This window comes from uncultured Ruegeria sp. (assembly GCF_947489545.1).
GTDB lineage: Bacteria > Pseudomonadota > Alphaproteobacteria > Rhodobacterales > Rhodobacteraceae > Ruegeria.
Genome location: NZ_CANLDZ010000001.1, coordinates 264,116 through 289,926 on the forward strand (window position 1 = coordinate 264,116; position 25,811 = coordinate 289,926).

Sequence of the window (25,811 nt, forward strand, 5' to 3'; positions counted from 1 at the left end):
CCTGACTCGCGAACATCGAAGGACGTAGGCCATGCCGAGAAGAACCGACATTCAGTCGATCATGATCATCGGGGCGGGCCCCATTGTCATCGGTCAGGCCTGTGAATTCGACTACTCGGGCGCTCAGGCCTGTAAGGCCCTGCGCGAAGAAGGTTACCGGGTCATTCTGGTGAATTCGAACCCTGCGACAATCATGACAGACCCCGGTCTCGCAGACGCGACGTATATCGAACCGATCACGCCCGAGGTTGTCGCCAGGATCATCGAAAAAGAGCGCCCCGACGCGCTGCTGCCCACCATGGGTGGGCAAACCGGCCTGAACACCTCGCTGGCACTGGAAGAGATGGGCGTGCTGGACAAATTCGGGGTCGAAATGATCGGCGCCAAGCGTGACGCCATCGAAATGGCGGAAGACCGCAAGCTGTTTCGCGAGGCGATGGACCGGCTGGGATTGGAAAACCCCAAGGCCACCATCATCACCGCACCAAAGAACGAAAACGGCAGTGCTAATCTGGACGCCGGCGTGCAGATGGCGTTGGACGAGCTGGAAGAGATCGGCTTGCCAGCCATCATCCGCCCCGCCTTTACCTTGGGCGGTACCGGCGGTGGCGTGGCGTACAACCGTGAGGATTATATCCATTTCTGCCGCTCGGGCATGGATGCCTCGCCGGTCAATCAAATTCTGGTCGATGAATCCCTGCTGGGTTGGAAAGAATTTGAAATGGAAGTGGTGCGCGACACCGCTGACAACGCCATAATCGTCTGTTCCATTGAAAACGTTGATCCGATGGGCGTGCATACTGGTGATTCGATCACTGTCGCCCCTGCCCTGACGCTGACCGACAAAGAATACCAGATCATGCGCAACGGCTCGATCGCCGTTCTGCGCGAGATTGGGGTCGAGACCGGCGGGTCAAACGTGCAATGGGCGATCAACCCTGATGATGGCCGTATGGTCGTGATCGAGATGAACCCACGCGTTTCACGATCCTCGGCGCTGGCGTCCAAGGCGACCGGCTTCCCGATCGCAAAGATCGCCGCCAAGCTGGCCGTTGGCTATACTCTGGACGAGTTGGACAATGACATCACCAAGGTGACCCCGGCCAGCTTCGAGCCCACCATCGACTATGTCGTCACCAAAATCCCGAAATTCGCATTCGAGAAATTCCCCGGCTCGGAACCGTACCTGACCACCGCGATGAAATCGGTGGGTGAGGCCATGTCCATCGGCCGCACCATCCACGAGTCGATGCAAAAAGCGCTGGCCTCGATGGAATCTGGGCTGACGGGTTTTGATGAGGTCGAAATCCCGGGCCTGAGCGTTGGCGTCTGGGAAGAAGCCCCTGACAAAGCGGCGGTGATCAAAGCCATCAGCAAGCAAACCCCGGACCGTCTGCGCACCATCGCGCAGGCCATGCGTCACGGTCTGTCTGACGATGAAATCTTTGGCGTCACCAAGTTCGACCCCTGGTTCTTGGCCCGTATCCGCGAGATTATCGAAGCCGAGCGTGACATCATAAAAACCGGCCTGCCGGTGACCGAGGCCGGTATCCGCAGGCTCAAGATGTTAGGCTTTACCGATGCTCGCCTTGGAAACCTGACAGGTCGCGACGAAGACAACGTCCGCCGCGCCCGCCGCAATCTGGGTGTTACGGCAGTGTTCAAACGCATCGACACCTGTGCGGCCGAATTCGAAGCGCAGACGCCCTACATGTACTCGACCTACGAGGCCCCGATGATGGGAGAGGTTGAGTGCGAGGCACGGCCATCAGACCGCAAAAAGGTTGTCATCCTCGGCGGTGGTCCGAACCGGATCGGTCAGGGCATCGAGTTTGATTATTGCTGCTGCCATGCCTGTTTCGCGCTTACCGACGCAGGTTATGAAACCATTATGATCAACTGCAACCCCGAGACTGTCTCGACCGACTATGACACATCGGATCGGTTGTATTTCGAGCCGCTGACCTTCGAACACGTCATGGAAATCCTGACGAAAGAACAGGAAAACGGCACTTTGCATGGTGTGATCGTTCAGTTCGGCGGCCAGACTCCGCTTAAACTGGCAAATGCACTGGAAGAAGAAGGCATCCCGATCCTCGGCACCACGCCGGATGCCATTGATCTGGCGGAAGACCGTGAGCGGTTCCAGGCTCTGGTCAATGATCTGGGCCTGAAGCAACCCAAGAATGGCATCGCCTCGACCGACGAGCAGGCGTTGGAGATTGCCGAAGACATCGGTTTCCCATTGGTAATCCGCCCCTCTTACGTTCTGGGTGGTCGTGCGATGGAAATCGTACGCGATATGGATCAGCTGCGGCGCTACATCAATGAAGCCGTCGTCGTGTCGGGCGACAGCCCCGTTTTGCTGGACAGCTATCTTGCCGGTGCGGTCGAGTTGGACGTAGATGCGCTTTGCGATGGCACAGACGTGCATGTAGCGGGCATCATGCAGCATATCGAAGAGGCAGGCGTTCACTCCGGCGACTCAGCCTGTTCGCTGCCGCCGTATTCGCTGTCGGACGAGGTCATTGGTCGGATCAAGGAACAGACCTTCAAGCTGGCCAAAGCCTTGAACGTTGTCGGCCTGATGAATGTGCAGTTCGCTATCAAGGATGACGAGATCTACCTAATCGAGGTCAATCCGCGTGCCTCGCGCACAGTGCCCTTCGTTGCTAAGGCCACGGACAGCGCAATTGCCTCGATCGCTGCGCGGGTGATGGCGGGCGAGAAACTTTCCAACTTCCCAATACGCCCCGCGTATCAAGAGGGTCAGGACACCAAGATCGCAGATCAAATGACTTTGGCCGATCCCAATATGCCTTGGTTCTCGGTGAAAGAGGCCGTACTGCCTTTCGCTCGGTTCCCGGGCGTCGATACGATCCTGGGCCCAGAAATGCGTTCAACCGGGGAAGTCATGGGTTGGGATCGGGATTTCCCGCGTGCGTTCCTCAAGGCGCAGATGGGGGCTGGCATGGTCCTGCCATCGTCGGGCCGGGCGTTCATCTCGATCAAGGACGCCGATAAAACCCCGGCTATGCTGGAGACTGCGCAAGTGTTGGCAGGGCAAGGCTTCACGCTGGTGGCCACGCGCGGCACACAGTCATGGCTGGCAGATCAGGCCGTTGCCTGTGATCTGGTCAACAAAGTCTACGAGGGCCGCCCGGACGTGGCCGACATGCTGAAAGATGGTCAGGTGCAATTGGTGATGAACACGACCGAAGGCGCACAGGCTGTTGAAGACAGCAAAGTCATCCGGTCGATCGCTCTTTACGACAAAATCCCTTACTTCACGACCGCCGCCGCCAGCCACGCCGCGGCGCTGGCGATCAAGGCGCAGGCCGAAGGGGATGTCGAGGTCAAATCGCTGCAAGGCTGAGCAGCCATAGATTTGAAACGAAAAGCCCCCGGTGACAAACCGGGGGCTTTTTTTGCTTTTAGTGACCGCTTAAGTGGCGGTTTGAACCGCCAGTTGCTTCCTCTCATCCCGCGCAAAGAACAGCAGGTAAAACACCGGCGCTGCAACCATGGTCAGGACCGTTGCAAAGGCCAGACCGCCCATGATGGTTACTGCCATCGAGACGAAAAACGCATCTGTCAGCAATGGTGCCATCCCAAGGATCGTTGTGATCGCGGCCAGCATGACCGGGCGCAGACGCGAGACTGAGGCTTCGATGATCGCCTCGCGCAACGGTGTGCCGGTCGCACGGACCAGATCGATTTCCTCGACCAGCACAATACCGTTCTTGATCAACATCCCGGATAAGCTGAGCAAACCCAGAAGCGCGGTGAACGTGAAAGGCAGACCGGTCCCAAGCAGGCCAATCACCACGCCGTTTACCGACATTGGTACCAGCAGCCAGATGATCACAGGCTGACGGATTGCGTTGAACAGCAGCACGGAAATCAGAACCATGATCAGCAAGCTAAGGGGCAGCTGCCTGCCCAAACTTGCCTGCGCATCGCCCGAGTCTTCGAACTCACCACCCCATTCCATCTTGTACCCGGGCGGCAGGTCAATTGCTTCTATTGCGTCGCGAACTTCGGCGTGAACCTGCGCCGCTGTCAGCTCGGGCGGGATATCGGCCCCAACCGTAATGGTCAAAACCCGGTCGCGACGATGTACCAGCGTATTGAGCGAGGTGTATTCGAACCCATCCACCATTTGCTCGATCGGAACAAACCTTTCGGACTGATCCGAGTACACGACCTGATCGACGATCGAATACTCGCCATCGGCCGGTCGGCGCAGGATGATCGGGATCAAGCGGTCACGCTCGCGTAAAACCCCTCCGGTGATACCATCAGTGGAAAACTGCAATGTCGCTGCAATATCTTCGCGCGTCACGCCTGCGGTCTGTGCGCGTTCGGTGGCATAGATCGGCTGCACGGCCAGCTCTTGCTCGCGCCAGTCGTGGTGAACCAAAAGAGCGTTGGGTGAGGCTGCGGCCATTTGTTGGACCGCTTCCTCAGCCAGTTGGCGCAGAACCTTCGGATCGCTGCCCGAGAACCGCGCCTGGATCGGATCCCCGCCACCTGGGCCGAAGACCAGACGTTTGGTGCCAAACTCTCCTTCGGGGAACTGGACCGATCCAAACGCCTCAAGGTCCGCCTGAAGGGCTGGGATGTCCTCCAAGGTTTCAGTGCGGATGATCATGTGACCATAGCTTGGATTTGGCTTTTCCGCCGAATAGGTCAACATGAACCGGGTTGCGCCCTGCCCCACAAAAGTGGTCGCAGAAACGACATCGTCCCGGGCCGCTAGCCATTCTTCAAAAACCGCCATATCCTGCGATGTGCGTTCAATCGGTGTGCCCTGAGGCAGCTTATAGTGAACAAAGAACAAAGGTGTGTTCGAGTTGGGGAAAAACTGCTGCTTCATCAAACCAAAGCCCGCATAGCAGACCACGGTGACCGCGACCAATCCGGCAACCACCAGCCAGCGGAACCGCAACGCCCAGCGCAGGATTGCACCATAGACGCGGAACAAAATGCCGCTGTAGGCGTCCAGCTCACCCTCTTTGCCTTGCTTGAAGAAATAGTGACCCAGCATGGGTGTCACCGTGATGGCCAATACCCAGCTCAGCAACAGCGAGATGCCAATGACGGCGAACAGCGAGAACAGGAACTCTCCCGTCGCATCCGGGCTGAGACCGATCCCCGCAAAAGCCATGATGCCGATCACCGTTGCGCCAAGAAGTGGGATCTGCGTTTTAGAAGCCACGTCTTCGGCAGCATCGCGCGAAGATTTGCCCCGCAGCATCGAGATCTGCATCCCTTCAGCCACCACGATTGCATTGTCTACTAGCATCCCCATGGCGATAATCAGGGCGCCCAGCGAAATCCGCTCCATCTCGATGGAAAACAGCGACATGAACAACAACGTACCGACCACGGTCAGCAATAAGGTTGAACCAACAACAACCGCAGCCCGCCAGCCCATGAAGATGCCCAGAACGGCAACCACGATAGCCACTGACATGGCGAGATTCACAAGGAAGTCGTTCGAGGCCTGTTCGACAACAACGTGTTGCTGGTAGATCGGCAAGATTTCCACACCAAAAGGGATTTCCGCATCCAGTTCAGCCAGTTTTGCATCCGCAAGTTTGCCAACCTCGACAATGTTCTCGGTCGCCAGCCCCGCAATCCCTAAGGTGAAAGCCTCGGTCCCATTGAACCGGATGATAATGTCGGGATCGGTTTGCCGCGCGCGATAAACATCGGACATATCGAACAGATTGATGACCTGACCCTGAGAGCCCACGGATAGCCCGGCGATGGCCGAAACGCTGTCCGAGCCTTCAGCGGTCAAAATGGTGGTTCGCTCACTTTCCGAGCGTAAGGACCCCGAAGAATTGACCGAGTCCGCATTGGCAATCGCATCATTGATCGCTTGTAAAGGAACGTTCTGGTTAACCGAAATCGCCAGGTCGGGTTCTACAAAGATGGCCTCATTCGGCAGGCCCTGCACCTCAACATCTGCGACTCCGTCAACGGTAAGCAATTCACGGCGCAGGAACGTTGCAAGCTCGTGTTTCTCCGCGTCCGAAAACCCCTCGGCCGTCACTGCATAAAACAAGCCGAATACGTCGCCAAACCCATCATTGACATAAGGGGCGCTGACCCCCGATGGCAGGCCACGCGCAGCGTCGCGCACTTTGGCACGCAGGCGCGTCCAAACGTCGGGCAATTCCGTGCCGTCGTAGATTGATTTGATTTCCACTTCGATCAGGGACTGGCCCGGCTGATTGACCGAAGTGATCACATCCACTTCACCCATCTGCTGTATCGCGGATTCCAAAGGTTCTGACACTTCCAAGGCCACCTGTTCCGCTGTAGCACCCGGGTATTGGGTCGCAATGACCGCGTTTTTGATCGTAAACGCCGGATCTTCAAGGCGTCCAAGCGACAGAAATCCCCAGATGCCGCCGAAAAGTGCAATCATAATTATCAGCCACGTGTAAAGCGGCCGGTCGATAGAGGCGCGTGCAATATTCATCTGTCAGCGCCTCAGTTCGCAAAGCCAGTAAAACGGCGCACAGCCTGACCGTCGGTCAGCACAGCGCCACCTGCGACGACGATCTCGTCGCCATCAGACAGGCCGGACAAAACACGGACATCGCCGGTTTGGGTCGGTTCGATCGTCACCGGCACAGATCGTACCGTACCGTCATCCGCACCAACCGGTGAAAAGACCATCACGCTCAGATCTCCGTTTGCACCAGCCACGATGGCGGTTGCCGGCACGACGATTCCACTGCGATCATCCTGCACCCGGACGTTTACGGTGACGGAGGACCCCGGCAGAATTTGCATGCCCTCGGGCGGGGTCAGACCAAACTGAATGCGAAAAGTCTGTCCTACGCTTGAGGTTTCCGCGTCGAATTCCCGGATTTCCAGCGGAAAGACTTCATCGCTGACCGGGAATTTGGCGGTGATTGTCAGGTCGTCATTCTGCCCCGATCGCTGAAACAGGATTTCTGGAACATCAACCTCGATCCGAAGTTCAGACATATCGTGGATGCGCACGACCGGCGTGCCCGCCGAAACGGTGGTAAAGGCCTCGACCGCTCGGCTGGAGACCAGCGCATCAAACGGCGCAGTCAGCGTGGCATGTTCCAGTTCGTATTCCGCATCCCGCAGCGCAAGCGCTGCCAGTTGTGCTTCTGTTTCGGCGTCATCAACCGCAACCTGGCTGGCGGTGGTTCCGCGCAGACGCGACAAGCGGGCTTCGGTCCGGTCAGCTTGGTCTTTTTGCAGGCGTGCACGATCCAGACGCAGCTCAAATGGCTCCTGATCAAGGCGGGCGATCAGACCTTCTTTGGGGATCACAAAACCTTCGGTCACCGGCATTTCAACAATTTGCCCTGCGACCTGAAAGGCAAGGTCAACGGTTTGGCGTGCGGCGACGCGGCCAAAAAACTGGCGCGAAAAACCGGGTGTCGTTTCGCTCACCTGCATCAGTTTTACCGGCTTGGGAACATCTTGTGCGACAATCGGTGTCGCCAGAACGGCCAGAGCAAGGCCCAGTGAAGTCAGGAGTTTCATTTCTTCAATCCCTCGGGAATTCCCGTTTTCAGAATGTTGTCACGGATTTTGCAAGCCATTCGCGCGAATTCGACAGTTTCTTCTGCGTTCAGTCCAGAGGCCCTGTGGAACAGGTCTCCGGCCTCAGCCACGAGCATGTTCCGCGTCTCGTGCCCCCGCTCTGTCAGAACAAGAAGCCAGGCGCGGCGGTCTTCAGGGTCTCGTTCGCGGATCAGGTATCCTTGCTTCTCCAAAGCATCCGCCGTGGCCGTGATCGTGGACGGAACACTTAACATGTCCGCAGCCAAAACGCCCATCCGCTTGGGTTCATTCAGCTTTATCAGCATATGGCATTCCGGATGGCTCAGGTCCGTTTCGATGCAATCGAAGGTTTCTTCAAGCTTCCAGTACAGGGCATAGACCCCCATGATCGCCTGGATCTCGGGGCTGAGGCGCCCAAGCCTGGAGTGGATATCATCTGGCATTCAAAGCCCTCGTGCGAGTCTGTGTTGCCATATACTTCAATTTTCGAACTATTCAAGATGTGAAGCGCATTGCGCCGCAAACATTCCCTTGGGTCAAGATCACTTGATCAAATCCCGTTGTGACTGCATTTTGGGCGAATCCGAAACATCCAGGACCTATCATGTATACGCCCGCCATCACCGGTACAGGTGTTTTCACACCCGAGAACATCATCACGAACGCCGAACTTGTTCAGGCTTTCAACGCCTATGCCGACAAGCAGAACGCCGAAAACGCCGAGGCAATCGCCGCCGGAACGATGGAACCGATGCAACATTCGTCTGAAGAGTTCATTCTGAAGGCATCCGGTATCGAGAACCGCTATGTGATGGACAAGACAGGTATTCTGAACCCCGGGGTCATGCATCCCTCGCTCCGCCAGCGTAGCGATGATGAGCCAGGCATAATGACCGAGATGGCGGTGGATGCTTGCACCAAAGCGCTGGCGCAAGCCGGGCGTACAGCCGCAGATGTCGACCTGGTGATCTGCGCAGCTTCAAACCACGAACGGGCGTACCCTGCGATTGCAATCGAGATTCAGCAGGCTTTGGGCATCGACGGGTTTGGGTTTGACATGAATGTGGCCTGTTCGTCGGCAACATTTGGCATTCAGGCCGCCGCAGACATGGTCCGGTCGGGCTCGGTCAGGGCCGCGCTTGTGGTGAACCCGGAAATCTGCTCGGGTCATCTGGAATGGCGCGACAGGGATTGCCACTTCATTTTCGGTGATGTGGCGACTGCTACGTTGATTGAGCGTATTGAAGACGCTCAGGGCCCTCATTTTGAGATTCTTTCGACGCGCTGCGCCACGGCGTTCTCGAACAACATCAGAAATAACAACGGTTTCCTGCGCCGCTCGCGTCCTGATGGCGTGGTCGACCGGCGCGACATGCAATTCATGCAGAACGGACGCAAAGTATTCAAAGAAGTTCTGCCCATGGTCAGTAAACATATCAGCGATCATATGGGTGCCGAAGACATCAACAGCGACGGCCTAAAGCGTCTATGGCTACATCAGGCGAACAAAACGATGAACGATTTCATCGGCAAGAAAGTCCTGGGCCGAGAACCTGAAGCGGGCGAACAACCCAACATTCTTCAGGACTACGCGAATACGTCCTCAGCCGGATCCATCATCGCATTTTCAAAGTACTCTGATGATCTGGAGGATGGCGATGTCGGCCTGATCTGCTCCTTCGGCGCTGGCTATTCGGTTGGTTCCGTTATCCTCAGAAGACACTCTTGAAGCAGTCAACGCGTTGCTGGTCTATGCGTTGACGCGGAAAATCAGGAACGCCGCGTCCGGTTTACCGGGAATTTCCTCTATCCCGTCTGGCAGATCTCCACGCAGCAACTCCGCCGGCAATCCGTCACCGTCGGATACGGACGACCAGTAAGCTGCCCGGGGATGAGGTTTGCAGACCATAATGTAGTCAACGCCAAGTTCATCAAGGCGAGGGCCAATCTCAGATGCTTTTGATCTGAAAAGGTCGATTTGGGCAATGATCCCTGCTTCGTTGCGATGGTAGTTGCCAGCAAGAACCGAGTGGTCCGTGTAGAGAAGAATATACGAGGCGAAGTCAAAATCAGCGACGATCAAACCCGGTTCTAGTTCTTTCAGAGGAAGAAAATCGTTCTCGGTTGTGCAGGAAAGAACGGGCGCAGCGTGACTCTGACCATTTGTTTCTTCCTTAACCGCAGTCATCGCCTTGTAGCTTTTTTCCAGGCTAGCCCCTGTTTTTGGCGACATAAGCGCGACAAACAAGATCATAAGAACGCCGAAACTACGCTGATCTTCAACTTTGTACTTTCGGTACATGACCCGCAGCACTTGAGCTTGCACAGCAACAAGCGACACCGTCAGAAAGGTCATCATCCGGGATTGATACAGAAACAGGACAAACCCTGCTGCTATCAAAAATAGAAACAGAAGATACTCGATCTTTGGTTCGGTTTTGTATGCAAAAAGGGCCGCAGCAAAAATCGAGAAAATGGCGATGCAGATCAGCGCAATAGTCTCTCCCGCGTAACGTTGGATAACGAGTGTGACGTTTTGCGCTTCAGTGACCTGGCTCAGCCAAAAGTCGCGGACATCGGACGCCATGTGGTTAACGGGGTTTTCCAGGCAATACGGCGCAAACATCTGTGCGACGACAACAACACTCCCACCCAAAACCAGTAGACAAGTTGCTCGCACGGTAAGTGCACGGTTCGAAGCGACAAGGGCCGCAAATGGTAAACCAGCCGCTGCAAGCCCAGCAGGCAAGACAACATTAAGAGTTAGTGCGTCACACCCTGGATAATAAAAACTGTCGCGACTTGTTGTTGCAATTACCGCCACTAGCAGCGTCAAGACAATTGCAGTGCCGAATTCAATGCTGCGGCGGCGGGCAGCCAAACCTGACAAAACCCAGTCAATGGCGACAAATAAACCTATTATTCCTATCTGTAGCAGGGATTCAGCACCAATTGACACAGACAGAGCAAGACAAAACCCCATCCACAGCCCGGCGTGCGGCTTGTCTTTTCTAAGAACAAAGAACATCACCGCATAGACGAACAGCAAAACCTGCAGCCCGTGATGATCGAATGAATACTGGTCAAACTTGCCGGAATTCATGAGCGCAAACACACCCATGACCAGAGCTGAGATCGCCCCCGCACGGTTCCCCAATGCCCCTCCCGTGGCGGCAAATGCCCAAAGCGTTATACCGGCCAGAAACGACGGCCAGATCAATGCAGTTGCGGTCAATGCCATCTTCGCAGGAAGAAACGCGCTGCTCACCCAGTAAATTGCTGCGATCGGAACATCGACAATGCGAGACCAGTGCATCAGAGTGCCCTCATCAGGCCCGAGACGGTGCTGATAGGGATCGAACCAGCCCTGCCCGTTTTGCAGGTCCAACACTGAGACCCAGCGCATGATGTCATCCGGGCCTTGCGTGGGGCCGGTGAGGATCATGAAGCAGACAAGCACCAGGAATGCCGCGCAGAACGACCAGCATACCAGCCTGTCAGCCAGGATGTTGTAAGATCCTTGCGATTCCTGCATGTTGTTCTGCCCTTTGTGTCGTGGCTTCAGGTCTTTGCAACTTTTCTGACAACAATGGGGCAGGAGATTGACGATGCATCGCACAGTGGATTTGTGATGCAAGTTGGTTGGCACAGCCTAATATTTTGGGCCGACCAATGCCGACAGTGCCCTGCTTGCGCAGAACAGGTTGATCCCGATCAACTCACACTTTCTTCTTCCAGATGTAGCTTCATCTCGATTAGAACCTGTTGCAAAAGGCTAGTTTCCCTCAACAACCGCTTGGCCTCGTTCATTGTGATGATGCCGTCTTCGATTGCCGCCTGATATTCGGTCATCAACATCGCGAATCTTTGGCTCAACGCGATGACATCAGAATTCACGCCACCTGTACGAGGGGCATCGGTATTTCGACCGTCATAAGACAGTGTGATGTTTTTCAGGTCGGCCAAGGCCGAGGTGACGTGGGGGTAAGCTGCCGCGTTTTCAAGCCGGGCCACTGCATCCACGGGCATAAATCGATCAGCATGCTCGGCATTGTCAGAATAATATCGTCCCAACGTTGCTTTGGACTTGCCCGTAATCTCACAGGCGGCCTCGATTCCGACATCTTTAACGAGTGCTTCTGTATGTTTCTTCAGATAGGCCCCGATATCTGCCATTGCTTTACCTTTGTTACCTGCGCGCGCCTTCCCGACGGTAGATACGGGGGAAAGCGTGGGGAAAATTCCCATACTCGATTCATAATTGAAATGTCATACATTGGCTATCCCTCAGATAAGCGGGGGATTTTGTGAGTGAGTGGCGGCAGTTTCTGCCGGTAAAGAGTGAACGCGAGGCAAGTTTTTTAGCTTCGCGAAGGTTTGGCCGCATGATGGCCAACGGCGTCGCTGTTGCGAGCGCGGGGGTTCCATCCCCAAGAGCTTACGCTCGGCCTCTGCAACCGCGATGGCGACGTCGCTTATCTTTGGGAATTGACGCCTTGTTCGTATGCCCGAAGCGTTTTAGACCCGCGCCATGGCTAAACTGTATTTCAACTATTCCACCATGAACGCGGGCAAATCGACCGTTTTGTTGCAGGCCTCGCACAACTACCGTGAACGGGGCATGGACACCTACCTGATGACGGCCGCCGTCGATGGGCGCGCAGGAGACGGGCGGATCGCATCGCGTATCGGGATCTCGGAACAGGCGGACAAATTTCGTCCGGAAGACGACGTGTTTTCGATGATCGAGAATCGCTTGAACCGCGGGGCAGTGGCCTGCGTGTTCATTGATGAGGCGCAGTTTCTGTCCGAAGTTCAGGTCTGGCAATTGGCACGCGCGGTGGATGACCTTAACGTGCCGGTGCTGGCCTATGGGTTACGCGTAGATTTTCAGGGCAAGCTGTTTCCGGGATCTGCCGCGTTGCTGGCACTTGCAGATGAAATGCGTGAAGTCCGAACGATCTGCGAGTGCGGTCGCAAAGCCACTATGGTGATTCGCCGGGATGAAAATGGGCAAGCCATTACCGAAGGCGCACAGGTGCAGATTGGCGGGAACGAGACGTACGTTTCGCTGTGCCGCAAACACTGGCGTGAGGCTGTGGGCGCCTAAACCGGATTGGGCAATGCACGCCCCTGGACAAACGCCGCGACATTATCCAACGCCATATGTCCCATGCTGGTGCGCACTTCTTCAGTCGCTGTGCCCAGATGAGGCAGCAGGGTCACGTTCTCCATATCCTGCAATGAGTTTGGAACGACTGGTTCGAATTCGTAGACATCCAGGCCAGCACCGGCGATTTGCCCGGCTTGCAGACCAGATATCAAGGCGGCTTCGTCCACGACTTCTCCTCGCGCGATGTTAACCAAAATCGCCGAAGTTTTCATCGCCTCCAAAACTTGCGCATTGATCAGGTGGCGTGTGTCGGCCCCACCGGGAACCGCCACAACAAGGAAATCCAATGCAGATGCCAGCGTCAGAATATCCGGCATGAAATCCGCCGCAAAGTCGAGCTGCTTGGCGCTGCGTGCCAAATAGGCAACCTGCATGCCGAATCCGAAATGGCAGCGACGGGCAATTGCCTGACCGATCCGACCCATTCCAACGATGCCCACGCGCTTGCCGGTGACGTGATGCCCCAACATCTGAGTTGGGTGCCAGCCTTGCCAATTGCCCGAACGGACCAAACGCTCGCCCTCACCCGCGCGACGAGCGGTAGACAGCAGCAGCGTCATCGCGATGTCCGCCGTTGCATCTGTCACCGCGCCAGGCGTGTTGGTAACCTCGATTCCCACGGCCTGCGCCGCGCTGACATCGATATGGTTGTAACCGACACCGAAATTCGCCAGCAATTTGCACTGCGGTGCGGGTACATCCTTGAAGACCTGCTCCCCAAACTGATCCCCCAGTGTCGGGACCACCATGTCGAATTCAGACAAGGCACGTGTCATCTCGTCATGGGTTAAAGGCGTGGTTGTTTCGCGAATCTCGGCATTGAACTCCTGAATCGCGCGGGCTTCAACCGCTGGTGTCATCGGGCGGGTGATCCAAAGCTTCATCAGTGCATCCGTCCACCAATTGGAACTTTCCCATCCGGGCCGATCAGGACGATCTCGTTGTTTTCATCCGGAAGCCCCAGAACCAGAACTTCGGACATGAATTTGCCGATTTGGCGGGGGGGAAAGTTGACCACCGCCATCACTTGCTTCCCAACTAAACTTGACGGGTCGTAATGCGCCGTGATCTGGGCCGAGGTTTTGCGTTCGCCAATCTTTTCACCAAAGTCGATCCACAGCTTGATCGCCGGTTTGCGGGACTCGGGATAAGGTTCGGCGCGGATCACTGCGCCAACGCGGATATCGACTTTGAGAAAGTCGTCAAAAGATATCTCACTCACGCGACAACTCCTTGGATCGATCAGTTGCGGCCTTAACAGCGCGGTGCAGAAGGTTCGGAAAACCTTCCTCCTCGTGCATCAATACTTCCAGTGCGGCATGGGTAGTGCCTTTGGGCGACGTCACATTGACTCGCAGTTGCGACGGGTCCTCATGCGAGGCCATCGCCAACGCCCCTGCCCCGGCCACGGTGGATTTGGCTAATCGCATCGCCAACGCGTGTGGCAGGCCCTGTGCTTCACCTGCTGCGGCAAGCGTTTCGATCAGGTGAAAGACATAAGCCGGGCCAGAACCGCTGAGGCCGGTCACAGCATCCATCTGCGATTCCGAATCCAAACGCACGGTATCGCCAATTGCTGACAGCAGGTTTTCGGCCAACTCCAGATCTGGGCCCGCCGTATGAGAGTTCCCGATCACCGCCGTAATCCCCTGGCGAATGGCAGCGGGTGTGTTCGGCATGGCGCGCACGATTGGGGTGTTATCACCCAAGACGTCTTCAAACGTCGCGATAGAGGTGCCCGCGGCAACGGAAATGAACAGGCTATCGCCGCCGCCAAGTGCCTGGATCGCAGGCAAAGCGGTACCCATCATCTGCGGTTTGACAGCCACCAACACAACTGCCGGTGCTTCGGGCAACGGAGTATTGATGCTGACGCCCTGGGCCTTCAGCCACTCTGACGGGTTGGGGTCAATCACCCAAACAGAAGCGGCGGGCAAGCCGTGATCCAGCCAGCCAGCCAACATGGCGGATCCCATCTTGCCGCAGCCCAGAAGCACAAGCCCCTGCTCGGCGATACGCGACATGTCCATGATTGCCCCTCCCCTTAACTAGCCGGTTCGGGGCAAAGCTTTACGCGCGGCCATAGGCCTCTGCAATGGCGACTTGCATCGCGTCTTCGGGGTCGCGGTTGCCCCAGGTGACCAATTGGATCGCAGGATAGTAACGCTCAGCGCTTAGCACTGCGGCAGTGATCATCGTATCGATCTGTTCCGGGCTGGCCGTTTGGCCGCCTGCTAGAACCAGGCCGTACCGGTAAACCATAAGCTTCTGGTTCGCCCAGTACGTAAATGCCCCCGCCCAGCACTGGTCGTTCATTTTGTTTAGAAGTTTATAAAGCTCGGTTTCGCGGTCCGCGGGTGGTTCCATCTCAAAGGAACAGACCATCCGCAATGTCTCGTCATAGTTAGACCAGGCCAGCGTGATCGAATATGTGCGCCACTGTCCTTCGACAGCCATTGCAATCTGATCGTCGCCGATGCGGTCAAAATCCCAGTCGTGGTGTTCGGCCAGATGTTCAACAATATCGATTGGATGAAGGTCTTCTTCGAGAAACTGCTCGGAAAGGGCCATAATGCCACCTCACTCTTCTCTAGCATTTAGGGGCTGGCAGCGCCCCAGCGCTAGTTGCCTGCTCTACAAGCCGGGCTTCCCCCGTTGGCCTGTACTAAATATGGTGCGATGTGGCCGATACTCTGGCAACCCCCATTTTTGGGGATAACAGCAATAAGTTGTGGATAGCTGGCAACGCGGATCAAAATATTGGCACTACTTGCAGCTTTGTCTTGATTAAATTCCGCAAGGCGTCAAACTACACGGCATCGCACAACCCGAGATTTGGATTGCGCGGCAATAGTCTTGTCCGAAAAACCTGATTGATACGGAACGCGACGGCTTTACTTATCCAGTTTAGCCTCAAGCGTCGCAATGCGGGCTTCCAGTGCCGCATTCTCTTCGCGCGCTTTTTGCGCCATCGCCCGAACGGCATCAAATTCTTCACGCGTTACAAAATCACGGTCAGCCAACCAACGGTCGACCATTGACTTCATTGCGTTCTCGGCCTCTTCCCGCGCGCCTTGCGCCACACCCATGGCGTTGGTCATCAGCTGAGAGACATCGTCCAGGATCTTGTTACGGGTTTGCACGGCTTTACTCCGGTATCGCAGTTGGTCTCTATATGGGTAAAGAATGGCCCGGGCACAAGGTTGACTTGCCCCGCAAACCCCGGGCAATGAGGCGCACATGCAGGCTGTTCTGAATTTCCCCGATCTGTCGCCCGAGTTATTCTCGATCTCATTGTTCGGGATCGAGTTCGCCCTGAGGTGGTACGCACTGGCTTACATTGCAGGTATCTTGATAGCGTGGCGCATGGCCGTGATGGTCCTAAGGCGCCCTGGCCTTTGGCCGGATGACACGCCACCAATGCGCGCTGAGCAACTCGATGACCTGATCACCTGGATCATTCTTGGTGTCATTCTGGGCGGACGCCTAGGCTTTGTGCTGTTTTACCAACCGGCCTATTATCTTTCGAACCCCTTGGACATCTTGAAAGTTTGGCAAGGCGGCATGGCTTTTCATGGCGGGTTGTTGGGTGTCGTCATTGCCTCGTTCCTGTACTCTCGCCGCCACAACATTCCGACGCTTTCATTGGGCGATCTTGTCGCGTTTACTGTGCCGCCTGGGCTGCTGCTAGGCCGTTTGGCCAATTTCGTTAACGCCGAGCTTTGGGGCAGACCAAGCGAGCTACCCTGGGCAGTGATCTTCCCGGGCATAGCCGCGCAGGAATGCCCTGACGTTGTTGTGGGCATGTGCGCCCGGCACCCCTCACAGCTGTACGAAGCAGCACTGGAAGGCGTGCTGCTGGGTGCCCTGCTCCTGGTTCTGGTCTATCGCAGCAGAGCCTTCCGTAAGCCCGGTCTGATCATGGGTGTGTTTCTTGCCGGCTATGGCGCATCGCGGTTCATTGTCGAGTTCTTCCGCCAACCGGATGCGCAATTCGTCTCACCCGGCAACCCCTTGGGGCTGGCGTGGCATGTCGGTGGCTACGGCCTGACTATGGGCCAGTTGCTGTCACTGCCTATGATCGCGCTTGGTCTTTGGTTTGCATTGCGCGCACGCCAGAAAACATGAGCCTATTGGACCATCTTACTACGCGCATTCTTCAGGATGGCCCGATAAGCGTGGCCGCCTACATGACCGAGTGCTTGCTGCATCCAAAGCTGGGCTATTACACCACGCGCGACCCGCTTGGCCCGCAGGGCGACTTTACCACCTCTCCTGAAATCAGTCAGATGTTCGGTGAGGTGATTGGATTGTGCCTGGCGCAAAGCTGGATGGATCAGGGGCAACCCTCTCGGTTTATACTTGGTGAGCTTGGTCCGGGGCGCGGCACTCTGATGGCGGATATCTTGCGCGCAACACGGCGCGTGCCCGGATTCCATCAGGCGGCAAAGGTAGTACTGCTGGAAGTGTCGCCTGAACTAGAGAAAAAGCAGGCCGAAACCCTTCGTGAATACGCACCGGAATGGGTGGGCAACATCGCTGAGTTTCCGGATCTGCCATTGTACTTGGTCGCTAACGAATTCTTTGACGCCTTACCGATCCGACAGTTTTTAAGGGATGGCGACAGCTGGCGTGAACGGTTGGTCGGCGTGTCAGCTGGCTCGCTGACGTTCGGCTTGGGTCCTCGCACAGAACAGTCCGGGCTCAAGCACAGGATGGATGACACGACGGATGCCGATCTGGTCGAGCTATGTTCGGCCGCAACTCCTATTCTGACGACGGTCGCCCAAAGAATCGCGACATGTGGCGGGTCAGCTCTGATTGTGGACTACGGTGATTGGCGCTCTCTGGGCGATACATTGCAAGCGATGCAAAACCATAAACACTCGGACCCGCTGGAAAACCCGGGCCAGGCTGATTTGACGTCACATGTCGACTTTGAAGCTTTGGCCGGGGCCGCCCGGGCAGCAGGGTGTGCATACACGCGTCTGACGCCGCAGGGTGTGTTTTTGGAACGGTTGGGTATCACGGCAAGGGCCCAGACATTGGCCAATTCGCTACAGGGATCTGAGCTGGAAGGGTTGATTGCTGCACATCGCAGGTTGACGCACCCCGAGGAAATGGGAAACCTGTTTAAAGTGCTGGGCCTGTATCCGGCACAATCGGCGCCACCACCGGGACTGGACTCATGACACTGGAAATCTTGACATCAGATATTCTGTCCCCTGTTCGCCATGGTTTCTTTAGCCGTCGTGGCGGTGCGTCTTCCGGGATATTCTCAGGTTTGAATTGCGGCCATGGATCATCTGACCAGACCGAGGCCGTGGCGCTGAACCGCCGCAGGGTTGCCGACGCAATGGAAGTGACGCCCGATGCGTTGATCGGCGTGCATCAGGTGCATTCTCCCACCGCCTTGACGGTCGAAGGACCTCAGAACGGCGAAAAACCCAGGGCGGACGCGATAGTGACGGCGACCCCTGGGCTGGCCCTGACAATCCTGACAGCCGATTGCCAACCGGTCCTTTTTGCCGATCGCGAAGCTCAGGTAATAGGAGCGGCCCACGCGGGCTGGCGTGGTGCTTTGGACGGGGTGCTTGAGACCACTTTGGACGCCATGGAAGCACTAGGTGCCAAACGGGAGAACACCTGCGCGGTCATCGGGCCAACCATCTCGCAACGGGCCTACGAAGTCGGCCCGGACTTCATGGACGAGTTCATTGCCGAGTCACCAGACAACACCCGTTTTTTTGCAAATGGCCAGGAAGATAGGCTGCAATTCGACCTCCCTGCATTTGGCCTTCACAGGCTTCGCCAAGCGGGAATCGGTCAGGCTGAATGGACAAGACACTGCACTTATTCAGACCCTGAACGGTTTTATTCTTATCGCCGTTCAACCCACGCGAAAGAAGCGGATTATGGCCGCCTGATTTCCGTCATTAAATTATAGAAGTTGCCGAAAATAAGGCAGGTTTGCCACCTTTCCGCCATATTTATTGTGTCTATCTTATTAAGAATCGTATTGAATTTTTGCCAGTAGATCAGACGTTATCTGACGATCCGACCTTTGAAATCTGGCATCCAAAATAAGAAGGACTGCCATACTTCATTTTCTGCCTGCATATCATCCAGCTAAAGCCTTATCGCTGCCTCAAATGGGCATGACACTAGGTTAATACGGAATTCGGGGCATCAGACCCCAAGCAGAGCAGGATCAGGGAATGAAAACGAAATCTCGCTTTCTCAGCGCAGTGGTCGCGGCCACGCGGGACCAGAATTTGGAAATGCCTTGGAAACGGGTTTCAAGCCATTCTGTCAGGGTCGCACGCCGTTTGGCCGCACGACGCTGAAGTAGGAAACCTGAGGGGCCAAGCTGCCGGTCTTGACGGGGAGAACGCGCATCGGAAATTGCTCCGGTCCGATGCGTAACAGGTCGCGATCAACTCCGCGGCATGTTTTTGGAGTGTGTGTGTAGGCAATTGTGGCCTGCAAAGTACGAGTTTGTCTGGGGGGTCACTATGTTGACCAAAGGAACGCGAAATTGCTTCGCTGTGCCGCGCCATATTGGCCGGGGCACAGGTCTTACCCGCTTGTTTCAAGACAAAGAACCTATCTGCCAGGCGGGCCTGTATGGGGTACGCCGCGCCTGACGGAATTTTGAAGGGAACGGAATATTATGACTATTCCAAATTCACTGGCCAGCCCGGCCAGCCACGCTGTTAAAACATCTGCATTACTGAGAGAGGCGCCACGACCAGCCACAACGCAGAAGGCACAGCTGCGGCGCTATGAGGTCAGCTGCTTGATGAAAAACGGCGACGTTTCGCAAATGCGCCATATCGCGCCTGCCTTGCCAATGTTCGAGGATGCATTCTGTGCGTTTTCGCGAGGATCTCTGGTAGAAACAGAGCTGGGGCCGGTTGCGATTGAAGATCTGATGCCTGGCGACAGTGTCCTGACTCAGGACGGCACTTCGCAAAAGGTGCTGTGGAAGGGGTCGGTCACTTTGATCCCTGGGCGCGAGGATTCTCGTGGCCGTACACGGCCGCTAACACGAATCATGGCAGATACGTTCGGAATGCAAAAGCCGTTGTCTGGCGTGATCGCCGGTCCTGCTGCGCGACTGCTGGGAACGCCTGCGCACCTGCGGCATATCCATGGAAACGAGGCTATCCTGACACCTGTGTCCGAATTTCAGGATGGGATGGGCGTTGTCGAAACAATGCCGCCAACACCAGTCGAATTGTTTCACATTTGCCTGGAAAAGCACAGCGTTATACGGGTGGATGGTTTACAATTTGAAACCTATCACCCAGGTATTAATGCAGTTCGGATGATCAGCCATTCACTTCGGTCGATTTATCTGAACCTGTTCGCGCATATTGAGTCACTGAACGATTTTGGCCCGCTTTTGATACCGCGCGCCGGAGATGGAGAGGTGGACGCAATATCTGCGTAAGTTGTTAACGATTACTGCAAGTGTGGGGGCATCATGCAGCTATTACTAACCTGGATCATATCATTGGCGGTTGTCGCTATTCTTCCGCCTTGCGAGGCACATTCAAAGCGCATGCGGTTTACGCCGTCCGGTTCATTCGTTCTTCCAGAACGTCGAACGGCACGCCGGGCTCGTCTTTTGCGCCGCGGATAACAAGCGAAGTCTTAACGCTGGCCACGTTTGGCGTGGTCAGCAGCTCGCCTGTCAGAAACTGTTGAAAACTGCTGAGATCAGGCGCAACGCATTTCAGAATGAAGTCGACCTCGCCGTTCAGCATATGACATTCCCGTACCAGGGGCCACTCGCGGCAACGGTCTTCGAAGGCACGTAGTTCTGTCTCGGCCTGACTGTCCAGCCCGACCATCGCAAAGACCTGAACTTCGAACCCCAACTCTCGCGAATTCACTTCGGCATGATAGCCAGTAATATAACCGGATTCTTCAAGAGTACGAACACGTCGCAAGCATGGTGGGGCCGAGATTCCGACGCGTTTGGCCAATTCGACGTTGGTCATACGACCGTCCGCCTGCAATTCCGCCAGAATCTTGCGGTCAATTTCATCCAGCCGAGTCGTGACCATCAAATGCTCCTGATTTTTCGGTTCTTATATCAGCACCCCGCCTATGCGCAATAATGTTTCGCATCTGCGCAATTTTCTTTGTTTTCAAAACGCTCGATTTTGTGACCCCATTCCCCAGCTGCATATCTGATGTTGCGCAGGAAGGGGCTTTAAGCCCTGCGCGACCGCCGTTATATCGGTGCGACGGGCAAATGGCCCAATTCAGCCAGTTCGAGCGGGGGTACCATGGCCGACACACGACACACCAAGGTTCTGATCATCGGATCGGGTCCTGCAGGATACACTGCCGGCGTTTACGCCAGCCGGGCGATGCTGGAACCGATCCTGGTGCAGGGGATCGAGCCCGGTGGACAATTGACGACCACAACCGAAGTCGAGAACTGGCCCGGCGATACCGAGGTTCAGGGCCCTGATCTGATGGTTCGGATGCAGGATCACGTCAAAGCAATGGGGTGCGAAGTGATCGGTGACATCATCAGCGATCTTGATCTGAACCAGCGCCCGTTCGTCGCAAAAGGCGACAGTGGAACCACCTACACCGCCGACGCCGTCATTCTGGCAACCGGTGCCCGCGCAAAATGGCTGGGCCTGCCGTCAGAAGAAAAGTTCAAAGGTTTTGGTGTCTCGGCCTGTGCCACTTGTGACGGATTCTTTTACCGTGGACAGGAAATCGTTGTGATCGGCGGCGGCAATACCGCGGTCGAAGAAGCATTATTCCTGACAAATTTCGCCAGCAAGGTCACTCTGATTCACCGCCGGGATGAGCTGCGCGCCGAAAAGATCTTGCAGGATCGCCTGTTCAAGAACGACAAGATCGAACCGCTCTGGTTCCACCAACTGGATGAAGTCGTCGGCACGGACACGCCACTGGGCGTCGAAGGTGTGCGCGTGAAAAACGTCAAGACCGGCGAGGTCACCGAGATCCCGTGCAAGGGTGTTTTTGTCGCTATCGGGCATGCGCCGGCCAATGAGTTGGTCAAAGACAAACTAGACAGCCACATGGGCGGTTACGTGGTCACCAAGCCCGGCTCGACCGAGACCTCGGTCCCTGGTGTGTTTGCGGCGGGTGATCTGACGGATCACATCTATCGGCAGGCCGTCACAAGTGCCGGAATGGGCTGTATGGCGGCCCTCGATGCTGAACGCTTCCTGGCTGAGCAAGACTAAGACAAAAGCAGGGTTCTCGGGCGCAGTCCTAAAACCCTGCTTCGCTTTCAAGCGATGCTGGGCATCGGAAGCGGGGCATCGCCTCACCCAATGAGCAATGATTTTGCGTCGATTCCAGTCGACTGAAATCGACGCTTGGCTTGACCCCCGCGCAGAGGCCCAGCAAACTTGCGCTGAACAGGATGAATGCGGGTGACAGCATTGGACAACGCTCTTTGGCGCGGCGGGTGGACAACCCGCCTTAGAATCGGCAGCGGCCTCGCTCTATTCACCTTCGCATTTTTTCATTTCATAAACATTGGCTTAGGCCTTTTTCACACCGACTATCTTCACGGCATGCAAGACGGGCGGCAAGCGATCACCCGCAACAACTTAATAAGCACGCTTTTCTACGCGGCATTGTTCGTACATGCAGGCCTGGCCCTTGCTTCAATCGCTCAGCGCAGAACCCTGCGCATGCCTATTGGTTCCGCTTTGCAGATCGTGCTCGGGCTGTTGATCCCGCTGCAATTGATCTCGCACATCGTCCAAACGCGCGTTGCTCATGAGATTTACGATGTCAATGACGAGATGGGCTATATCATTGTCTTGATGTGGCCCAACTCGGCGATATGGATGCAGAGCCTTTTGTTGCTAATCGTTTGGGTACATGGCTGCATCGGCCTGCACATGTGGTTGCGACTGACCCACTGGTGGCGCAACACGGTGCCTTATCTGATCGGGTTGGCGGTGTTCATACCGTCCTTTGCCCTGGCCGGGTTGCTGACCGAGGGTCGACGCATCTGGTCCGATATTTCAGACGAATTTCTGCGCGAACAGTATGTTGAACACTACAATTGGCCGTCACCCGAGGCGTTCCAAACCATGTTCAGCATTAAAGACAATGCTCTGATTGCGTTTTGGTTCGCGTTGGGTGCAACGGCCTTGTTCTATGTTGGCCGCAAATTGTGGCGGCGCAGACACTCGGTGCGTATCACTTATGCACGAGGGCCCGAAGTCGTGGCAGAAAAAGGCATGACTCTGTTGGAGATATCTCAAGCCAACGGCGTTCCACACACCGCGCTATGCGGCGGCAAAGGGCGGTGCACCACCTGTCGCGTCATTGTCGAAGATGGGGCAGACAGCTTGCCTCCGACTGGCGATGTCGAAGCGCGCAGCCTGGCTGCCGTTGGCGCATCCGGACAAACAAGGCTTGCGTGCCAAATTCGCCCCACCGAACCACTCACTGTTTTTCGCGTTTTCAGACCCGATGGTGGCCGCAATCGCGGGCACGCGAGTCAGGGACAGGAACGGCAACTGGCTGTTTTGTTTCTGGACATGCGCGGTTTTACTGCGCGCACCACTGGGCAGCTGCCCTATGACATCGTCTTTCTGCTGAACCGTTTTTTTGACGCGATTGTCCCGGCGATCACCGCCGAGGGTGGAGTTGTGGACAAATACATGGGTGACGGGCTGCTCGCGGTTTTTGAAAAACGTGATGCCTCCAGCTCAGCCCGCGCCGGGTTGAAGGCTGCGATCGACATCAGCCGGGCGCTGGACAGGTTCAACGAACAATTGGAAGCAGAAGGAAGCCCCCGGATTCGCATCGGGATGGGGTTGCATCTGGGTGATCTGGTCTTGGGTGAGATTGGAGCGGCCGGACACGCCTCACGGACCATCATCGGCGACGCAGTGAACGTTGCGAGTCGCCTTGAGAGCGAAACCAAGGCGTTAGGTGTTGAGTTACTGGTCTCAGACGAGCTGTTGCAGGCAGCAGACGTTGCAATCAATCCGGATGATGTGCGCTTGTTTCAGCTGCGCGGCGTCACGCAACCTGTTCCTGCCCTGCCAGTGGCCCGCGCATCAGACTTGGGCCAATCAGTCCATGGTATGGAACACATATACTCAGGCTGATCAGATTGTTGCCACGTGGCGGAACCAAAGTCGCATTTTCGACGCCTGACCGGAAATTCCTTCCCTTCCGGTGAAAATCAGCGCATATCGTCCTTTGTTTCATTGACGTCGGTGGACTCCGCTCAATAGTCGAGGCAAATGCCCTGCAAACCGCCTGGAATCACCGGCAATACAAAACTGCTATAAGAGTATTCTGATGACGATGTTAAGCAATTTGGCCCCTATCCCTGAACTTTATGTGTCGTATGACTCGGCCCTGAAATTGAAAGTCGAAGCCGCAGACCTGACCAGTTGGGACCTGAGTCCGCGCCAGATCTGCGATCTGGAACTGTTGATGAACGGTGGGTTCAACCCACTCAAAGGGTTCCTTGGTGAAGCAGATTACGACAACGTGGTCGAGAATATGCGTTTGGCAGACGGCACGCTTTGGCCGATGCCTATCACTTTGGACGTAAGCGAAGACTTTGCAGAGAAAATTGAGCTGGGTCAGGACATCGCCCTGCGCGATCAGGAAGGTGTCATTCTGGGCACCATGACCGTCACCGACCGCTGGGCGCCGAACAAGGCGCGTGAGGCCAAAAAAGTCTTTGGCGCCGACGATGATGCACACCCGGCGGTGAACTACCTGCACAACCATGCTGGCAAGGTCTATCTGGGCGGCCCCGTGGTCGGCATCCAGCAACCGGTTCACTATGACTTCCGCGCACGCCGCGACACACCAAACGAACTGCGTGCTTATTTCCGCAAGCTGGGCTGGCGTCGCATCGTGGCGTTCCAAACCCGCAACCCGCTGCACCGTGCGCATCAGGAACTGACCTTCCGCGCCGCCAAAGAAGCTCAGGCCAACCTTTTGATCCATCCGGTTGTCGGCATGACCAAGCCTGGCGACGTGGACCATTTCACCCGCGTCCGCTGCTACGAGGCGGTGTTGGACAAATACCCAGCCTCGACCACCTCGATGTCGCTGCTGAACCTGGCGATGCGCATGGCGGGCCCGCGTGAGGCGGTCTGGCACGGCCTGATCCGCGCCAACCACGGGTGCACTCACTTCATCGTTGGCCGTGACCACGCCGGCCCCGGAAAGAACTCGGCCGGTGAGGACTTTTATGGCCCCTATGATGCGCAGGACCTGTTCCGCCAGTTCCAGGATGAGATCGGCGTTGAAATGGTCGATTTCAAACACATGGTCTATGTGCAGGAACGTGCCCAGTACGAGCCTAATGACGAGATCGAAGACAAAGAAAACGTCACGATCCTCAATATCTCGGGCACCGAACTGCGCCGCCGCTTGTCTGAAGGTCTGGAAATCCCCGAATGGTTCAGCTTCCCCGAGGTTGTGACCGAGCTGCGCAAGACCAAACCGCCGCGCAGCCAGCAAGGGTTTACCGTCTTCTTTACCGGCTTCTCGGGCTCAGGCAAGTCGACCATCGCCAACGCGCTTATGGTCAAACTGATGGAGATGGGTGGGCGTCCTGTCACCTTGCTGGACGGCGACATCGTCCGGAAAAACCTGTCGTCGGAATTGGGCTTTTCGAAAGAGCATCGTGACCTGAACATCCGCCGCATCGGTTATGTGGCCAGCGAAATCACCAAGAATGGTGGTATCGCCATCTGCGCACCGATCGCACCCTATGCCACGACCCGCCGCGCGGTGCGTGAAGACATCGAACAGTTCGGCGCGTTTTGTGAAGTTCATGTGGCAACCAGCATCGAAGAATGCGAACGCCGCGACCGTAAGGGTTTGTACAAGCTGGCAAGGGAAGGCAAGATCAAGGAATTCACTGGCATCTCGGACCCTTATGACGTTCCAGCCAACCCCGAACTGAGCGTAGAGACCGAAAATGTCGAAGTCGACAATTGCGCCCACCAGGTTCTGCTGAAGCTCGAAAGTATGGGCCTGATCGCAGGCTAGTAGACCCGCGCGACGAAAAAATCAA

At 56.1% G+C, this 25,811-nt stretch carries 22 protein-coding genes; 11 read left to right on the plus strand and 11 right to left on the minus strand.

The annotated features are described in order from the left end of the window. Positions 1-31 precede the first annotated feature (31 nt). Positions 32-3,376, plus strand: coding sequence for a carbamoyl-phosphate synthase large subunit (gene carB / locus Q1B13_RS01260; RefSeq protein ID WP_299077234.1), 3,345 nt, complete (start codon positions 32-34; stop codon positions 3,374-3,376). Between the two features lie 69 nt (positions 3,377-3,445). Here the strand turns inward: carB and Q1B13_RS01265 are convergent, their stop codons facing one another. Genes Q1B13_RS01265 through Q1B13_RS01275 form a run of 3 tightly spaced genes read right to left on the minus strand, consistent with a single transcriptional unit; the run spans position 3,446 to position 8,009 of the window. After that, positions 3,446-6,496, minus strand: a complete 3,051-nt coding sequence (locus Q1B13_RS01265; protein WP_299077237.1) for an efflux RND transporter permease subunit — start codon at positions 6,494-6,496, stop codon at positions 3,446-3,448. Positions 6,497-6,507: 11 nt separating this feature from the next. Further along, a complete protein-coding gene (locus Q1B13_RS01270) occupies positions 6,508-7,545 on the minus strand; it encodes an efflux RND transporter periplasmic adaptor subunit (protein ID WP_298933820.1) in 1,038 nt (345 codons plus the stop codon). Beyond that, a complete protein-coding gene (locus Q1B13_RS01275; protein ID WP_299077240.1) occupies positions 7,542-8,009 on the minus strand; it encodes a MarR family transcriptional regulator in 468 nt (155 codons plus the stop codon). Before Q1B13_RS01275 ends, Q1B13_RS01270 begins: the two co-directional genes overlap by 4 nt. Before the next feature lie 161 nt (positions 8,010-8,170). Here Q1B13_RS01275 and Q1B13_RS01280 point away from each other — a divergent pair, with 161 nt between their 5' ends. Beyond that, positions 8,171-9,295, plus strand: coding sequence for a beta-ketoacyl-ACP synthase III (locus Q1B13_RS01280; protein WP_299077243.1), 1,125 nt, complete (start codon positions 8,171-8,173; stop codon positions 9,293-9,295). Between the two features lie 21 nt (positions 9,296-9,316). Here Q1B13_RS01280 and Q1B13_RS01285 read toward each other — a convergent pair whose 3' ends face one another. Together Q1B13_RS01285 and Q1B13_RS01290 are read right to left on the minus strand one after the other, a co-directional pair. After that, positions 9,317-11,101, minus strand: coding sequence for a hypothetical protein (locus tag Q1B13_RS01285; RefSeq protein ID WP_299077246.1), 1,785 nt, complete (start codon positions 11,099-11,101; stop codon positions 9,317-9,319). A 179-nt stretch (positions 11,102-11,280) separates the two neighbouring features. Beyond that, positions 11,281-11,742, minus strand: a complete 462-nt coding sequence (locus Q1B13_RS01290) for a hypothetical protein (protein ID WP_298934065.1) — start codon at positions 11,740-11,742, stop codon at positions 11,281-11,283. Positions 11,743-12,097: 355 nt separating this feature from the next. Here Q1B13_RS01290 and Q1B13_RS01295 point away from each other — a divergent pair, with 355 nt between their 5' ends. Further along, entirely contained in the window at positions 12,098-12,676 is a 579-nt protein-coding gene (locus Q1B13_RS01295; RefSeq protein WP_299077248.1) for a thymidine kinase, read from the plus strand. Here Q1B13_RS01295 and Q1B13_RS01300 read toward each other — a convergent pair. The 5 genes from Q1B13_RS01300 to Q1B13_RS01320 form a co-directional block, all read right to left on the minus strand. After that, complete coding sequence (locus Q1B13_RS01300) at positions 12,673-13,623, minus strand: D-glycerate dehydrogenase (protein WP_299077251.1); 951 nt, start codon at positions 13,621-13,623, stop codon at positions 12,673-12,675. The genes Q1B13_RS01295 and Q1B13_RS01300 overlap by 4 nt on opposite strands. Continuing rightward, a complete protein-coding gene (locus tag Q1B13_RS01305) occupies positions 13,623-13,961 on the minus strand; it encodes a tRNA-binding protein (protein ID WP_299077254.1) in 339 nt (112 codons plus the stop codon). Before Q1B13_RS01305 ends, Q1B13_RS01300 begins: the two co-directional genes overlap by 1 nt. Then, entirely contained in the window at positions 13,954-14,769 is an 816-nt protein-coding gene (proC, locus tag Q1B13_RS01310) for a pyrroline-5-carboxylate reductase (protein ID WP_299077257.1), read from the minus strand. The genes Q1B13_RS01305 and proC overlap by 8 nt, the downstream gene beginning before the upstream one ends. 40 nt (positions 14,770-14,809) lie before the next feature. Further along, positions 14,810-15,310, minus strand: a complete 501-nt coding sequence (locus tag Q1B13_RS01315) for a YbjN domain-containing protein (protein ID WP_298933836.1) — start codon at positions 15,308-15,310, stop codon at positions 14,810-14,812. A gap of 323 nt (positions 15,311-15,633) precedes the next feature. Further along, positions 15,634-15,882 carry an accessory factor UbiK family protein gene (locus Q1B13_RS01320; RefSeq protein WP_299077259.1) on the minus strand — a complete coding sequence of 83 codons (249 nt, stop codon included), beginning with the start codon at positions 15,880-15,882 and terminating at the stop codon, positions 15,634-15,636. 97 nt (positions 15,883-15,979) lie between these two features. Between Q1B13_RS01320 and lgt the strand changes: the two genes are divergently transcribed. The 5 genes from lgt to Q1B13_RS01345 all read left to right on the plus strand — a co-directional run bounded on the left by lgt (position 15,980) and on the right by Q1B13_RS01345 (position 20,195). Continuing rightward, on the plus strand, positions 15,980-16,867 hold the full coding sequence (lgt, locus tag Q1B13_RS01325) for a prolipoprotein diacylglyceryl transferase (RefSeq protein ID WP_299077262.1): 888 nt from the start codon (positions 15,980-15,982) through the stop codon (positions 16,865-16,867). Further along, positions 16,864-17,931, plus strand: coding sequence for an SAM-dependent methyltransferase (locus Q1B13_RS01330; RefSeq protein WP_299077265.1), 1,068 nt, complete (start codon positions 16,864-16,866; stop codon positions 17,929-17,931). Before lgt ends, Q1B13_RS01330 begins: the two co-directional genes overlap by 4 nt. Further along, positions 17,928-18,686 (plus strand): peptidoglycan editing factor PgeF, encoded by a 759-nt coding sequence (gene pgeF, locus Q1B13_RS01335; protein WP_299077268.1) that lies wholly within the window; start codon positions 17,928-17,930, stop codon positions 18,684-18,686. Before Q1B13_RS01330 ends, pgeF begins: the two co-directional genes overlap by 4 nt. Positions 18,687-18,957: 271 nt before the next feature. After that, entirely contained in the window at positions 18,958-19,086 is a 129-nt protein-coding gene (locus tag Q1B13_RS01340) for a hypothetical protein (RefSeq protein WP_298933848.1), read from the plus strand. A 326-nt stretch (positions 19,087-19,412) separates the two neighbouring features. Beyond that, complete coding sequence (locus Q1B13_RS01345; protein ID WP_299077270.1) at positions 19,413-20,195, plus strand: Hint domain-containing protein; 783 nt, start codon at positions 19,413-19,415, stop codon at positions 20,193-20,195. 118 nt (positions 20,196-20,313) lie between these two features. On the opposite strand, the gene Q1B13_RS01350 is transcribed toward Q1B13_RS01345, so the two are convergent. Further along, on the minus strand, positions 20,314-20,814 hold the full coding sequence (locus Q1B13_RS01350) for an Lrp/AsnC family transcriptional regulator (RefSeq protein WP_298933852.1): 501 nt from the start codon (positions 20,812-20,814) through the stop codon (positions 20,314-20,316). 225 nt (positions 20,815-21,039) lie between these two features. Here Q1B13_RS01350 and trxB point away from each other — a divergent pair, with 225 nt between their 5' ends. The 3 genes from trxB to Q1B13_RS01365 all read left to right on the plus strand — a co-directional run bounded on the left by trxB (position 21,040) and on the right by Q1B13_RS01365 (position 25,786). Then, a complete protein-coding gene (gene trxB, locus Q1B13_RS01355; protein ID WP_299077273.1) occupies positions 21,040-21,981 on the plus strand; it encodes a thioredoxin-disulfide reductase in 942 nt (313 codons plus the stop codon). Between the two features lie 186 nt (positions 21,982-22,167). After that, positions 22,168-23,874, plus strand: coding sequence for an adenylate/guanylate cyclase domain-containing protein (locus Q1B13_RS01360; RefSeq protein WP_299799618.1), 1,707 nt, complete (start codon positions 22,168-22,170; stop codon positions 23,872-23,874). 196 nt (positions 23,875-24,070) lie between these two features. After that, entirely contained in the window at positions 24,071-25,786 is a 1,716-nt protein-coding gene (locus tag Q1B13_RS01365) for a bifunctional sulfate adenylyltransferase/adenylylsulfate kinase (RefSeq protein ID WP_299077276.1), read from the plus strand. The last annotated feature ends 25 nt before the right edge of the window (positions 25,787-25,811 follow it).

Excerpts from the sequence above, each read along its gene's own strand:
- Q1B13_RS01290 (WP_298934065.1), bottom strand. The coding sequence starts at position 11,742 with ATGGCAGATATCGGGGCCTATCTGAAGAAACATACAGAAGCACTCGTT.
- Q1B13_RS01280 (WP_299077243.1), top strand. The coding sequence starts at position 8,171 with ATGTATACGCCCGCCATCACCGGTACAGGTGTTTTCACACCCGAGAAC.
- Q1B13_RS01340 (WP_298933848.1), top strand. The coding sequence starts at position 18,958 with ATGAAAACGAAATCTCGCTTTCTCAGCGCAGTGGTCGCGGCCACGCGG.
- Q1B13_RS01350 (WP_298933852.1), bottom strand. The coding sequence starts at position 20,814 with ATGGTCACGACTCGGCTGGATGAAATTGACCGCAAGATTCTGGCGGAA.
- Q1B13_RS01300 (WP_299077251.1), bottom strand. The coding sequence starts at position 13,623 with ATGAAGCTTTGGATCACCCGCCCGATGACACCAGCGGTTGAAGCCCGC.
- carB (WP_299077234.1), top strand. The coding sequence starts at position 32 with ATGCCGAGAAGAACCGACATTCAGTCGATCATGATCATCGGGGCGGGC.
- Q1B13_RS01270 (WP_298933820.1), bottom strand. The coding sequence starts at position 7,545 with ATGAAACTCCTGACTTCACTGGGCCTTGCTCTGGCCGTTCTGGCGACA.
- Q1B13_RS01295 (WP_299077248.1), top strand. The coding sequence starts at position 12,098 with ATGGCTAAACTGTATTTCAACTATTCCACCATGAACGCGGGCAAATCG.
- Q1B13_RS01315 (WP_298933836.1), bottom strand. The coding sequence starts at position 15,310 with ATGGCCCTTTCCGAGCAGTTTCTCGAAGAAGACCTTCATCCAATCGAT.
- Q1B13_RS01345 (WP_299077270.1), top strand. The coding sequence starts at position 19,413 with ATGACTATTCCAAATTCACTGGCCAGCCCGGCCAGCCACGCTGTTAAA.
- Q1B13_RS01275 (WP_299077240.1), bottom strand. The coding sequence starts at position 8,009 with ATGCCAGATGATATCCACTCCAGGCTTGGGCGCCTCAGCCCCGAGATC.
- Q1B13_RS01360 (WP_299799618.1), top strand. The coding sequence starts at position 22,168 with ATGCGGGTGACAGCATTGGACAACGCTCTTTGGCGCGGCGGGTGGACA.
- proC (WP_299077257.1), bottom strand. The coding sequence starts at position 14,769 with ATGGACATGTCGCGTATCGCCGAGCAGGGGCTTGTGCTTCTGGGCTGC.
- lgt (WP_299077262.1), top strand. The coding sequence starts at position 15,980 with ATGCAGGCTGTTCTGAATTTCCCCGATCTGTCGCCCGAGTTATTCTCG.
- Q1B13_RS01265 (WP_299077237.1), bottom strand. The coding sequence starts at position 6,496 with ATGAATATTGCACGCGCCTCTATCGACCGGCCGCTTTACACGTGGCTG.
- trxB (WP_299077273.1), top strand. The coding sequence starts at position 21,040 with ATGGCCGACACACGACACACCAAGGTTCTGATCATCGGATCGGGTCCT.
- Q1B13_RS01285 (WP_299077246.1), bottom strand. The coding sequence starts at position 11,101 with ATGCAGGAATCGCAAGGATCTTACAACATCCTGGCTGACAGGCTGGTA.
- Q1B13_RS01330 (WP_299077265.1), top strand. The coding sequence starts at position 16,864 with ATGAGCCTATTGGACCATCTTACTACGCGCATTCTTCAGGATGGCCCG.
- Q1B13_RS01365 (WP_299077276.1), top strand. The coding sequence starts at position 24,071 with ATGACGATGTTAAGCAATTTGGCCCCTATCCCTGAACTTTATGTGTCG.
- pgeF (WP_299077268.1), top strand. The coding sequence starts at position 17,928 with ATGACACTGGAAATCTTGACATCAGATATTCTGTCCCCTGTTCGCCAT.